This window comes from Clostridium sp. KNHs214, from assembly GCF_000744935.1.
Lineage (GTDB): Bacteria > Bacillota > Clostridia > Clostridiales > Clostridiaceae > Haloimpatiens.
Window position 1 is genome coordinate 607,796 of the sequence record NZ_JQMW01000011.1, and the last position, 14,112, is coordinate 621,907.

General features: G+C 31.5%; 12 protein-coding genes. 1 reads left to right on the plus strand and 11 read right to left on the minus strand.

Annotated features, from left to right (window positions below):
- Window positions 1-21 precede the first annotated feature (21 nt).
- From CC89_RS11350 to CC89_RS11395, 10 genes are all read right to left on the minus strand, one after another.
- Complete coding sequence (locus CC89_RS11350; RefSeq protein ID WP_035292217.1) at window positions 22-2,385, minus strand: YhgE/Pip domain-containing protein; 2,364 nt, start codon at window positions 2,383-2,385, stop codon at window positions 22-24.
- A 393-nt stretch (window positions 2,386-2,778) separates the two neighbouring features.
- A complete protein-coding gene (locus CC89_RS11355; RefSeq protein ID WP_035292220.1) occupies window positions 2,779-3,462 on the minus strand; it encodes a Crp/Fnr family transcriptional regulator in 684 nt (227 codons plus the stop codon).
- A gap of 152 nt (window positions 3,463-3,614) precedes the next feature.
- On the minus strand, window positions 3,615-4,076 hold the full coding sequence (locus CC89_RS11360; protein WP_035292222.1) for a gamma-glutamylcyclotransferase family protein: 462 nt from the start codon (window positions 4,074-4,076) through the stop codon (window positions 3,615-3,617).
- Window positions 4,070-4,714 carry a pyroglutamyl-peptidase I gene (gene pcp, locus CC89_RS11365; protein WP_035292224.1) on the minus strand — a complete coding sequence of 215 codons (645 nt, stop codon included), beginning with the start codon at window positions 4,712-4,714 and terminating at the stop codon, window positions 4,070-4,072. Before pcp ends, CC89_RS11360 begins: the two co-directional genes overlap by 7 nt.
- Before the next feature lie 72 nt (window positions 4,715-4,786).
- Window positions 4,787-5,743 (minus strand): DUF979 domain-containing protein, encoded by a 957-nt coding sequence (locus CC89_RS11370; protein WP_035292226.1) that lies wholly within the window; start codon window positions 5,741-5,743, stop codon window positions 4,787-4,789.
- Window positions 5,736-6,443: a DUF969 domain-containing protein gene (locus tag CC89_RS11375; protein ID WP_035292228.1), complete on the minus strand. Its 708-nt coding sequence runs from the start codon at window positions 6,441-6,443 to the stop codon at window positions 5,736-5,738. The genes CC89_RS11370 and CC89_RS11375 overlap by 8 nt, the downstream gene beginning before the upstream one ends.
- Before the next feature lie 180 nt (window positions 6,444-6,623).
- Window positions 6,624-7,085, minus strand: coding sequence for an ABC transporter substrate-binding protein (locus CC89_RS11380; RefSeq protein ID WP_081897045.1), 462 nt, complete (start codon window positions 7,083-7,085; stop codon window positions 6,624-6,626).
- The gene (locus tag CC89_RS11385; RefSeq protein WP_035292230.1) at window positions 7,079-7,612 is read right to left on the minus strand and encodes a flavodoxin domain-containing protein; all 534 of its coding nucleotides are present in this window, start codon (window positions 7,610-7,612) and stop codon (window positions 7,079-7,081) included. The genes CC89_RS11380 and CC89_RS11385 overlap by 7 nt, the downstream gene beginning before the upstream one ends.
- Window positions 7,613-7,933: 321 nt before the next feature.
- Window positions 7,934-8,752 (minus strand): MerR family transcriptional regulator, encoded by an 819-nt coding sequence (locus CC89_RS11390; RefSeq protein ID WP_035292232.1) that lies wholly within the window; start codon window positions 8,750-8,752, stop codon window positions 7,934-7,936.
- A gap of 284 nt (window positions 8,753-9,036) precedes the next feature.
- On the minus strand, window positions 9,037-10,776 hold the full coding sequence (locus tag CC89_RS11395; RefSeq protein WP_035292234.1) for an FAD-binding oxidoreductase: 1,740 nt from the start codon (window positions 10,774-10,776) through the stop codon (window positions 9,037-9,039).
- Between the two features lie 161 nt (window positions 10,777-10,937).
- Between CC89_RS11395 and CC89_RS11400 the strand changes: the two genes are divergently transcribed.
- Window positions 10,938-12,416, plus strand: a complete 1,479-nt coding sequence (locus CC89_RS11400) for a transposase (RefSeq protein WP_035289274.1) — start codon at window positions 10,938-10,940, stop codon at window positions 12,414-12,416.
- A gap of 133 nt (window positions 12,417-12,549) precedes the next feature.
- On the opposite strand, the gene CC89_RS11405 is transcribed toward CC89_RS11400, so the two are convergent.
- Window positions 12,550-14,097, minus strand: a complete 1,548-nt coding sequence (locus CC89_RS11405; RefSeq protein WP_035292236.1) for an FGGY-family carbohydrate kinase — start codon at window positions 14,095-14,097, stop codon at window positions 12,550-12,552.
- Window positions 14,098-14,112 lie beyond the last annotated feature (15 nt).

Here is a 14,112-nt window from a genome sequence, read left to right on the forward strand (position 1 = left end):
ATATTCATAAATATAAAAACATTAAGCTACCTGAACCTCTTGTGTATCTTCAATATCCCCTTTATGGTTATTTTTTATCTTCTTTATTATAGTTCCTGTAAAAAAACCGAAAATAACAAATACACAAACAAATTTAATCATAGCAATTACATTTTCTTTAAATAAAACTTTATTCATACCAGATACTATCATTCTCATCATTTTAACTGAATATGTCATTGGTAACCATCTTCCTATAAACTCATAGAATTTAGGCGATGTTTCTATCGGGAAAGTACCTGCACAAGATGATAATTGTAAAAGTAATGCTACAAATATTATAGGAGTTGCTACTCCTCCTATAGCATAAGATAATCCATACATAATCATAAAGAATACAATAGCAATAAATATATTATTCATATAAAAATATGCGTTATTTATTGAATGCATTCCTAAACCCTTAGTAAGTGTTATACTTAAAATTATTGCTTGAATGGCTACCATTAATGAACCTATAATAGCTTTTCCTGTAAAACTTCTTAAAAATTTATTCTTAACAACTTCTGAAAACTTCGCTAGAGTTATTATAATATTCACAAACATAGCTCCTAACCACAATGAAAGTGACATAAAGTATGGTGCTAATCCTTCTCCATAATACTTAACATCATTAATTGGCTTTTCATCAACAGTTAATGGTTCTGATATAAACTCACTCATATTCTCTGGAGTAAATTTTAGTTTTGTATTCATCTTATCATAGCCTTCACTTAAACCCTCATTTAATTCTTTACTTCCATGGCTTGCCTCTTTTAATCCGCTACTTAAAGCAGATGTTCCATCCTTTAATTTATTACTTCCATCTAAAAGCTGATTGACTCCATCTATACCTTGCTTTTGTTTTTCATCTATTCCTTTAGCTAACTGTATATTACCCATAGCTACTTTATTTGTTCCATCTGTAACTTGTACTGATCCATCAAAAATATTGTTTACAGCTTCTGTTGCTTTCTTTTGTCCAGCTAAAACTTCATTAGATCCATTTGAAAGTTCATTTAAAGCCCAGGATACTTGTCTAACTCCCTTAGACAACTTAGTAGCTCCTATTGAAAGTTCATCAACTGCATCGCCAACTTTATTTGTACCTACTAACATTGAAGTTGAGCCTTCTTCTAACTGCCCTAAAACCCCAACTAAAGGTCTTAATGCATCTACATTTTCTTTTAACGGTTTTGCTATATTAGTGCTTATATCTTTACTTTTAATTCCAGATAAAATAGCTTTGGATCCAGCTATTTTTGCTTTAGCTACATCCATATTCCCATTTGCCATATCCTGTTGAGCCTGTGCTATTAAATCATAAGCTTTATTTATATTTTTACTAACAGCTTCAACACCATCACCAGCATAATTTAATTTTTTAGAAATACCATCGCTGTCTTCTGATACTTTATACTTTACGCTCTTAATTCCATCATTCAATTTTTTAGATCCATATTGTAAATTTGGCATCTGCTTGTTTAGCTCAGATAATCCATTGCTTATTTCTATTGCTCCATTGTTTATCTGTGGTATATCGGTATTTAATGCTGATAATCCTCCATTAATCTTATTAATACCTTCATTTAATTGTGGCATCTTACCATTTAACTCACCTAACCCCTCACTAACCTGTTTTGCTCCACCATTTACAGCTTGGGCACCACTTATAAGTTCAGCAATCCTTGGATCTGATTGAGACAATTTGCCTTTGAACTGCTTTAATCCATCTATAACTCCATTTTGCCCATCTAGTAATTTATTTCCTCCATCATTAAGTTCTAAAAGACCATCTTTTAATTTTTCTGAACCGTCACTAGCCTCTTTTATAGAATCTTTTACTTCATAAAGATTATTAGATAATTCCCTGGTAGTTTCCTTAGCTAAATTTGAAGCTATTTCACTTTTTATAGTGTCAGCTGCTTTAGAAGAAACTTGTGAAAATATGAAATTAGTCCCTTTATTAGGACTATAAATTATTTCTGGCTTCTGAAACTTTCCATCAGCTGCATCAGCCACCTTTTTAGAAAAATCCTCTGGTATAATAATCATAGCATAATACTTTGTCCCATTTACACCTTTATTAGCTTCATCATAATTTACAAATTGCCATTTCACCTTTTTATTTTCCTTAAGATTATCTGATACTTCCTCACCTATATTGTATCTTTTTCCATCTTTTGTGACAGGTTTATCCAAATTTACAAAAGCAACAGGTACTTTTTGCAAGTTACCATACGGATCCCAAAATGCCTTTAAGTAAATAGCTGAATAAAGCATTGGCACAAACATTATAGCTATGATGGAAATAGCTATCACAGTATATGTGGTTTTTTTGCTTATCTCCTTATTACCTATCTTCATTTGTTTTTCTCCTTTATCCTGTAAAGTTTAATTATATATGACTAAAAGTCAAATATAATTAAATCATTTTTTTTAAAAAATTTCATCCCTAAAACATATACATTTATTGAAAATCCTTTATTCAATTACTATATATATTTATTATGTAATTATCCTCCATGGATTTTAATTAGTCTTTTTATGCCTTTTAATATCCATTAAATGGTGTAATTATGCGTCTGTAATCTTTTTTACAAATTTCCATCTCTTCTTATTCAAATACTAGCTTATGTGTTTCTTTTTAACAAAAAATTAATAATTTAATATAAAATAAGAGCCTTATCTACATATGGTATATTCGTCAGATAAAGCTCATTTTATATTAAATTATTATTATAAATTAATATACTCATTTTATTTATTACAATTATTAGTTAAATACCTTTTTAATCTATTTATATCCTTTATTACTATACTCCTATTTTCTGAAGTTATTATGTTTTCTTGTTTAAACTTCTTCAGAGTTCTGGTAACTGTAATTCTTGAACATCCTATTATATCTGCAATATCTTGGTGAGTTAAATTTATTACTATTTTTTCATTATTAGTTCCTATTTCTTTTGACTGAGTCCATAATCTTATTAAAGTATCTGCTACCTTTTGTGTAGAATCATTAAAACATATATTTACCATTTGAGTCATTGATATTCTATACTTCCTAACTAAGCTATGAATTATGAATCTATATATGTCAGCATTAAAATCTAAAAGTTTTTCTACTTCTCTTGAGTGAATTATAGATATGTCAGTGTTTTGTATAGCTGTATTTATAAAACAATCAGCTACACCTTCAAAATACTCTTCCTCTCCAAAGATTTCTCCCGGTTTTAAATAATAAAGATATTTTTCATCTCCATTACTATTATAAAAACTTCTTTTCACGCTACCATTAGTAACTACAGCTATAAACCTCTTTTCCCTAATTATTATTTGCTCATTTTTGCGAAAACTTCTTTTTTCCCCATAATTACTAAAATCATTCAAGAAAAAATTTCTCATTTCATGCTGTTTTTCACAATCAAATAATTCTTCATACATTTCTATCACCCAATTTAATGAATTTTTATTTTTTATATTTTGCTTATTATATCAAAAGGAATTTAAAAAGTGAAGAGCATTGTAGCAACAAAATACTACAATACTCTTCACTCTACTCTATAAATTTTAAATAAGAAATGTACTAGATAAAATTAACTAATATATTGTATCATAAATTTTCTCCAATCTCCATGATGCACATATATATCATTTTTATCTATTTTATTATTTTTATCATTATACTTATACATATAGGCTTTTTGAATCCTCGCTGATTCACCTTCCAAAACTTCTACATCTGTTAATATTCTACTGTATTCGTTGCTAGAATCGTTTTCCCTTATATATCCCTCCATTTTATCTAATATTTTAAGGTTTTCCTTAAAATTTTTAAAACTTATAAGCTCACCGTATACAAAATCTTTTCCATCTACTAAAGCTGGATATCCTCGTTTTGCTAAATGATAAAGTTTACCTTTAACTCTAGCTTTTTTTCTATCTAATATTATATCTCTTAGATATCTTTCATAGTTAAAAAAATTATTCATTAAACTTCCATAAACAAATACATTCTTTACTTCTTCAACTTCCATATTAACTTTAGTTTCTAACATATTTTACCACCAGTCTCTTTAATATCTTCTTTAGTTTCAATAGCTGCTTCTATAGCTAACTTTAATCCTTTAGTTATACTTTCCAACGCCATAGAAGGCATATTTCTCTTGTCTACTACTTGTTCTGGTATAAATGGAACATGTATAAATCCTCCAATAGTATTCTTAAATTCTTTATCTAGATGGTATAAAAGTCCATACATTATGTGATTACATACAAAAGTTCCTGCAGTATTAGAAACTGAAGCTGGAATACCACCTTCCTGTATCTTTTTAACCATAGCTTTTATTGGAATGCTTGCAAAATATGCATTTTCTCCATCATTAAATATTTTTTCATCTATGATACTATTTCCTTCATTATCTGGTATCCTAGCATCATCCATATTTATTGCAACTCTTTCTATAGTAATATCGTATCTTCCCCCTGCTTGTCCTACACATACCACCATATCAGGTTGTTCTGCTTTTATAGCTTCTGCAAGCTTTCTTACAGATTTTTTAAATACTGTAGGAATCTCTACTTTAACAATCTTAGCTCCGTTTATTTCTTCTGGGAGTTTTTTAACAGCTTCAAGAGCTGGATTTATGCTTTCTCCTCCAAAGGGATCAAATCCTGTAACCAATACTTTTTTCATCTTCATTCTCTCCTAACATAACGACGTAAAATTTATTTCAATATTAATCCTAAAAATCTTATAAACTCTATATTAAAATGCCCAAAAATACATAAGTAATATGTGTATAATTAACATTAATATAGCCACTGGGGCTTGATATTTTATAACTCCATATTTCCTATCTTTAATTTCTAAAATAGCTGTTGGAACTATATTAAAATTAGCTGCCATTGGTGTCAAAAGAGTTCCACAGAATCCTGCTGTTAACCCCAAAGCGGAAACTACAACAGGGTTTCCTCCCTGAGCTATAACAAAAGGAACTCCTACCCCCGCAGTAATAACTGCAAAAGCTGCAAATCCATTACCCATTATCATAGTAAATAGTGCCATGCCTACGCAATAAGCCACTACTCCTGCAAGTATATTTCCTTGTGGTATAATTCCACTTATGCCATCAGCAATTACCTTTCCAACCCCTGCACTAGCAAAAACTGAACCTAATGCTGCAAGAAGTTGCGGTAAAATATTAACAGGACCAACCATTTGGAATAATCTTCTTCCATCTTCCACCATTTCTTTTGGTTTTCCTTTTGTTATTACTATTGCAAGTATAGTAGCCAATAATGTACCTATTCCCAAAGCTACTAGGGAACCTAAAGATTCTTTAAATAGTTGTGCTACCAAAAAAGTAATTAGTGCTAAAGCTACTGCTGGTATAAATATAGCATTACCTATTTTATTAGCCATTTTATCTTTAAATTCTTGAGTTGACTGTTGATACTTTCCAGGCTTAACAACTTTAAGTGCTGACAATGCACAAAGTACTAAAATTAAATATCCTATTATAGTAGGGTTTACTCCTATCTTCTCATTTCCCCATATTAATCCTATTTTGCTGAAAGTGAATATAAATCCAAGTATAAGCCAGAACAGAGCTGTAGATATCTTAGAATTATTCTCTTTATCTTTTAAAGTCATATAACTTGTATAAAAACATACCATGCCACACAAAACATACATTATTTCAGTTAAAGATGCTTTAAGCATTTATATCCCCTCCTGACTCTGTATTTTGTTTAGCTTTCTTTTTATATTTCTTGTCAAACTTTTTATCATAATATAAGAATTGAATTGTTCCCACTATCATTATTATTACAGCAATTGGTAAGGAAGCCTTTGCCACATCAATAGCTTCTACCTTATAATTCAATTCCTTAAGTACCCCAACAATCAATAGTACTCCACCAGATGCCACAAAACCATTCTGACCAAAAAAGTTTCCATAATTCTCAACTGATCCTTCTAATCCCTTAACCACTTCTTTTCCTTCTTCATCAAAATCTTCATATCGATTTTCAGCAGCACCTTGAGCCATTGGAAGTATTAAAGGTCTTATAAATTGAACATGTCCACCTATTCTTAAACTAAAAACAGCTGAAATTGTTCTTATTATAAGATATATAGAAGTAAGTTTTCCAACTGTAGCTGTCTTTATCTTTCCTATGAGATATGCAGCTCTTTCCTTCAAACCATATCTTTCTAATAGACCTATAACTGGAAGTGAAATAATAAATAATGACATATATCTATTAGTTACAAAAGCCTCTCCCAAAATTTTCATTATATCATTGAAGGACATTCCAGAAACAAGACCTGTGGCAATACCGGCAATAACAACTACTGCCAAAGTATCCAATTTGATTATAAAACCTATTACAATAATTAAAATTCCTATTAACTTTATCATTTATTTCCCTCCTCCTTCTGATTTTTAATATATTTATTATAGAGATTATAACAAAACGAAAAATAAAAAAATGTAGCCTAGACTACATTTTTTGAAATAATCTGAATTTTCGAACACAATAATTTGTTTTTGTTCATCACCTGTGGACTGCATTTAACTAACCTTGTGAATCATCAATATCTACTTTACCTTAGTTTTTATGTATTTAACATTCTTCATTAATGGCTTTTTAATATTCAACTTTTTTAAGCTTTCTTCATTGATGTATACATCCGTTTCATCTGATATTTTAATTGGCATCTTAGAAATATCCTCTCCTTTTAATACTGCCACTGCCATTTTACCTGTTTCATAACCCAATTTATAATAGTTAATTCCTACAGTAGCTAGTGCACCAGCTTCTACACTTCCTTTTTCTGCTGCAATTATAGGTACTTTTTCTTTTAATGTATTCTTAACTATTATAGGCATTGATGATACCACTAATTGATCTGTTGGTATAAATACATCTATCTCCTTTACTAAACTACCTATGGCACTATTTACTTCATTGGTACTTGTCACTCCTGTAGAGATGATTTCGTAACCTTTGGAAACCTTTTTTAGTTCATTAACACAAACTTTATTATTACTTTCTACAATATATAATTAACTAGAGGCACTATTGCACTTCTATCTGTAAAATCAACTTTATCTCCATAGGTAGCTAGTAACCCTTTATCATCATCTGTTAACTTATCTTCAGGTTTTTTAGATACTACTTTTTTTAGCATTGCCATCATAGCTTTGTGTACTAAGCTTAGCTTTTTGTAATCTATTCCACCGCGAAAATGAAAAAACTTTATATTATTTATGATTTCTTTAGGGAAATTCTTTTCTATAATTGGGGCGAAAACTTCTTTTTTATCCGTAGAAGCAAGTCCCACTGTGTAAACTATTATTTTTTTATCCTTTATAATATCAAAGTTTTTAGTTATAAGTGATATACCTGAAATGCCACTAGCATAAAGTCCTCCACCGTAAACAATAGTATCATATTCCTTCAACATTTCTACCTTTATTTCTGAAGCATCAAATAAATTGCCCTTTACCTCATCTGCTATCCACTGAGCATATTTCTTTGTGCTCCCGTATTTTGATTTGTATATTACTGCTATTTTATTGTTCATATACTTCGCCTCCCAAAATTATATAAATTATTATTCCATTATTTGCATGATATCTAACCGCTTGGTAAAACTTTCAACATCATATCTAAATTATACTACACTAAAATTACAAAGCATAGCTTATAAATTTCTATGAATCTCAATATAATAGCAGGCTTTATTGTTGTGCGAATTTTATTATGTGCATTTTTAATGCACTGTAAGAGAGGTAGGTATTTTTATGCACAAAAATAAAAACTATCAATTTTACGTAAATCCTGTTTTACTTATACAAGCAAAAACCGCCTGCATATTTTAGCAGACGGCTTTTGTTATTCCGTTTTATTTCTTTCTTACAGGATAACATACTTCTGTTACCCATTCTTCAGGATTTTGTGTTTCATGAGGACTTACATGATAGATATTAAAGGCTAAACCATTAAACTCATAACCATTATCACTTACCCAATTTGCAACTACCTGATTAACTTCACCAATTTTATCATAACTACCTTTATAAGTAGCTGATGCAATTTGAACAGGAGGCATTGTTTTAAACACTACATTTTTTGTGTTTTTATATTTTCCCTTTACAGATTTCTGAACCTCTACATCCACATCCTTTTCCTTGTATTCTCCATCATGGAAAATAGCAAGTGTATAGCAAGGTTCTCCATCCTTAATATTAAGTGGCATAGTTTCTGTCACTAATGTATGCCATAGCATACCCTCCTGTTCGTAAGAAGGAATTATTTTACGTACACTTGCCACATATCTTTCTGGCAATTCTTTTAAAGTTACATTATAATTCATAACCTTATCACCCTTTCCAAGTCTTTTAATAGCAGTTTCAATGAGTATTAAACGCCTATTGGTTTCCTCCGCCTGTTCTCGAACTTCTGTCTTCTTAAACAATAAATATTTCTTTAGAGCCTCTGGATTATCATAGCTCTTCAGTATTTCAGAAACAGATGCCAGACTAAACCCCATATCTTTCAGTGCGTTGATACGCCCTGCAAGAGGCAGTTGCGCCTCACTATAATACCTATAACCTGTAAAATCATCTATACTTTCGGGGATAAGCAAACCAATCTCATCATAATGGCGCAGCATTCGTATGCTAATTCTTGATAATTTTGAAAAATCACCTATTCTTAACATTTATATTACCTCACATATATGTGTTTTTGAGCTCAATTACAGTATAGAGTATACCATAATGTGAGAGTCAACAAATGATAATTTTCTATTTAGGTACACAAGTCAAAGATGCTGGTATATTTTGTGTCAGACAAAGAAGCAGTTTCCGCCGCTAGTAGGACTATCAGCGGGTTCTGCTGACGCAGTATGACGCAAAATAGACTAGCATACTGACTTATTATTTATTTGAATGTGCCTTAAGCAAAAATCGCCTGCATATTCTATGCAGACGGTTTTTATTATTCTTAATCAATTCCCTCTTTTAAGAAACGTTTTTCCTCTTCCTTTAAGTCAAGTCCTATGGTTCCTCCTGGATTCATGTTGTAATCAGGATCAAAGTAATTTTTTAGTGCCTTGAACACACCGAATTCTTTGCGTCCTAATTGTCCCTCTAACCAAGGAGCAAACATTTTACCAATTCCATGATGGTGACTCATGGATGCACCAGACTTTTGAATAGCATCTAAAATGCTACTATGGTATTCTTTAAATTTTTCAGCTTCATTCATTCTAGTTATAAAAATAAAATATAAATTAGCTCCCTGTGGATAACAGTGTGACATATGAGTTGTTACTATAGTATTTGGTAGCTTATGACACACCTTTCTCACATCTCTATGAACCTGTGCCATATTAGACCAATTTACAGTACACTCTAAAGTATCTGTAATAACTCCAAAATCCATTAAAGTATCTCTTAAATATGGGTCATTAAAACGTCCTTTTTCCCAACTCTTTGTAACATATGAAGTTAGACTCATTCCACCATATTTTCTTGCTATTTTCTTAATGTTTTTTGCTACATTTCTAGAATATCCTCTTTCTCCATCTGTGAACCCTAAAAATAGACATCTTTCCATATCTTTATAACCACGAATTTCAAAAATACGCTGTAGTGGAGTTTCATCTACATTATAGAGATGAAGCATTAAACTAGTTTCCTCTGGATCAGAAAGTCTAAATACAGAAGAAAATCCTGCTTCACACTGCATCATTTCCCTTGCTGCCTCTTGAGCAATCTCCCAATTCTTAAAAATATAAGAGAATCTCCTGCGATTTTCTGGCATCCATCGAAATACTTTTAATGTAACCTCTGTCAATATACCAAAAGCTCCCTCGCCGCCCATCATTATCTGATTTAAGTTAGGCCCTGTAGCCTCTCTTGGATAATGACTAGTTTGAATAGTTCCAATTGGTGTTGCATATTTTTGCCCCATTACTATATCTGTGATACATCCATAATAGGTACTATTTTGACCAGCACCTCTTGTAACAACCCAACCTCCAACACTGCTATATTCAAATGATTGTGGAAAGTGCCCACAAGTATAAGCTCGTTTGGCACCAAATAATTTTGGTGCATTTTGTAGAGCCTCCTCTAGCTGTGGACCTGACATACCTGTTTGCACAGTTATAGTTTGATCTATTTCATTAAAGGATAGTACCTTGTTATAACGTAATCTCATATCGAGAGAAATCCCCCCCTTTGTGGGCTCTACACCTCTTGTAACACTACTCCCACCACCATATACATATAATGGAATACTATGTTTAGTGCAATATGCTACAATTTGTTCAATTTGTTCTGTAGTATCTGGATAAACTACAACATCAGGAACACAATCCACTCTTTTTTCTCTCAATCTTAGAGCATCATATCCAGTTTTTCCGTAAGCTACTGAAAGTCTACTGTAATCATCTATTGTAACAAATTCATCTCCAGCTATTTTTTTTAGAGCATCAATGTGCACCTTATCCAGCTCACATGGCTTATCTAACTTAACCTCATCAAAACCAAGGTATCCATCATACTGTTTAAAATCTTCATCTGTCATATTAAACTTTTCTTTCATAAGCTTATATAGTGATTCTTTTGGATATTTTACGAAATTAGGATCTCCCCAGCGAAATATAGAGCGATAACTATTCTTTGGTGCTGGTTCTTTTATCCATTTAGGTTCAAATTCTTTATATGGTTTGCTCATTTATCCTCTCTCCTTGTCAATATTTTTATTTTTAGTCGATTGTGAAATTACACAACCGTTGATTTGCCTATCTTTTTAGCCGATAGGCTTTTATATTTTCCTCCACTGTGAGAAAATAAATGTAACCACACAAAATATTATCCACAGAGGAGGAGAATTACATGTTTTGTATTAATAAACTTAAGCAACTTAATATTTTTGAGCAGTTAACCGAACTTAAAGACCTTAGAAAAAAGCAACCTGTAGGCTTCATCAAATTACTTGCTGATAATTTTGATATCCAATCTTTTATTCCAGAATCTTTTACTCAAAAATACTATGCCGATTTAGGCAGAGATAGGAAATATAATCTTTCATCAGTGTTATCTGCTTTAATTCTAATGCAGATATTTCATATTCCTACTACTGTTCTGTTAAATCTTTTTCTTATATTTTCTACTGAAATAAGAGAATTTTGTTGCTTCTATGATGATATTCCTGATGAATCTTTTTTCAGTAGATTTAAAACGGATTTTGAAGGTGATCTTGCCGACTTATTTAATTCAATGGTTCCTCAAGTCATTGATATTTGTAACAATATCAATGAATCTCTTCCTGATGATTCACCTCATAAAAACCGTAATTATCAACTTATATATGATACTTCAGGTTTAAAACCAAGAGTAAAAGAAAATAATCCCAAAACTCTTGTTTCTGAAGTAAATAGGGTAAAATCCTATGCTAAAGCTACCAATAACAAACAGCTCAATCCTTATGCTGTCGCATATAAGAACATGCCTAAATTTGCTTTTGCAAACCATAGTATTAAGCTAGACTTCGTAAATGGACATTTCGGCTATTTTTACAAATTTGGTCTAATTACTAATGGTTGGGGCATTCCGTTGAATATCAAATTTTTTGATGAAGATTTTTATAACCCTATTGATAAAGAATTTGAAACTCCTAAAGAGCAAAAATATTGCTATGATAATGCTTCTTTAAAACCAGTAATTAAGCCATTCTTAGAAACATTAAGTAACACCTCTAACTTTAAATTTAAATATTTCTTAGGTGACTCAGAATTTGATAGTTATGATAACTTTGGTTTTCTTCAACAATGTGGCTTTGAAAAAGTATTTATACCTCTTAACCCTCGTAATCAAAGTAACAGTAAAATAGGTGATCTTGAATATGATATAGAAGGTGTTCCTCTATGTCCTTTAGACAAAACCCCTTTTAAAGCTGAAGGTCCTTGTAAAGGCAAAAATAGAAGCTTAAGATTCAAATTTACTTGTCCCAAAGCCCATAGGGATAAAAAAGGTAAGTGCTATCATACTTGTGAAAATCCATGTACTGATAAAAAAAGTGGTCGTATGACTTATGTTTATCCCAATAAAGACTTTAGACTTTATCCTGGTGTTCAAAGAAATTCTAATGAATGGGACGATGAATATCCTAATCGTGCATGTATTGAACGAACTCTTTCATCGTTAAAATCTAACCCATGCATTGAATCACCAAGAACTTTAAACACCGCAACTATGCGTGCTGACCTGTGCCTAACGGCTATTTCTAAACTCATAAATGTTATACTAGCTTACGCTATAAATAAACCAGAATACATTAGAAGTATAAATAAACTTCTTAAAATAGCTTCATAATTAACATATCCACAAATAAATATCTTTCCACATGCTACGCATACCTTTTTAACAAAAGGCTTTTTGTCGTGTCTTTTTTTGCACGCTTTTAAGCCAAATCTTAAAAATTATCCACAGTTTTTATTTTTCAATTCTACAAGCCACTAAATATTTTTATTTTTTTATAAAGCGGCAATAATTTACTATATATTTGTGTATAAATATTCTTATACAATTTTTGATAAGCTTCACATTCTTCCATATTTGGAACGAATACATCTTTTTCATGAACCATAGATTTAATAGCTTCTTCATAATCAGAAAATACTCCCATGGCTACGAATCCTGCAATAGACGATCCTAGTCCTGATGCCTCATGAGTTTGTATTCTCTTTACTGGCAATCCAAACATATTGGCTGTAATTTGACATATCTCATCACTCTGAGAACCTCCTCCAGCCACAAAAATTTCCTTTATTTTCTGACCTGAACGCCTTTCCATATTATACATTCCATCCATCAGCGCAAATCCTATACCTTCAATTATAGCTCTATACACATGAATTCTTGTGTGTACATCAGAAAAACCAATAATGGCTCCCTTTGCATTTGGTGTCACTACACCAGGGGTCCAAAATGGCTGCAGCATTAGCCCATCGCACCCTACTGGAATTTCACGTAATCGTTCATTTAATATACTTTCTGGAGAGCATCCTAGTCTTTCTGCCTCCACGCATTCTTTTAAAGCAAATTCTTTTTTAAACCAAGAAATAAGCCAATATCCTCTAAATATTTCTATTTCAGGGTTGTACACATCCTTTGGTACTCCTGGATAAGCTGGAAGAAATCTTTTAGGTTCAAAATATCTTTTAGTAGCAAATTGAACTGTAGCCGTTGTTCCAAAAGACAAAGCCGCCTGATCCTCTTTAATTACAGATAAACCTAATGTTTCACAGCCCTTATCTGACCCCGTTGAAATAAGTGGAAGACCTACTGGAATATCTGAAGCCTCACTGATTTCTTTTGTAATGTAGCCAACAATTTCTCCTGTATCAATAAGTTCACACATCATTTCTTCTGGAATATCACACATACACCTTTTTAGATCATTTTTATTTAGCCATTTACGATTTCTATAGTCAAATGGTATATGCCCAATCATATTAGCTGCACAATCCTTCAATTCTCCAGTTAATTTATAATTCAAATATGTTGGTAACATTACGAACTTTTTAGTTTTTTCCCATATTTCTGGTTCATTTTCCATAATCCAATTTGCAAAAGAAACCTTATATTGAGTTTTTAATACCAAATCCATATTAGCCACTTTAAGTGCCATACTAATCCACCACTTAAAAGGTTTTACATGCTTTGTTTCTCTGCTATCTAGCCAAAGTATAACATCTCTTAAGGGTTTATACTCTGAATCAAGGCATACACAGGAATCACGAATTGTTGTAATTGTAACTGCAATAACATCCTCATACCCATTAGAGCTCTTTTTCTTAAGTTCCTTACCTATATTACATAATGTTTGAAAATAAAATTCAGGTTTTTGTTCTGCCCATCCAGGTTTCTTTGAAAAATATGGTTCTTTATATTTATGCTGAACTAAATTTATAATTTCACCTTTTTGATTTACAAGCATCCCCCTCATACTCTGAGTTCCTAGATCAAAGGTTAATATCAACGGATTGCCCAATATGCTGCCCCCTCT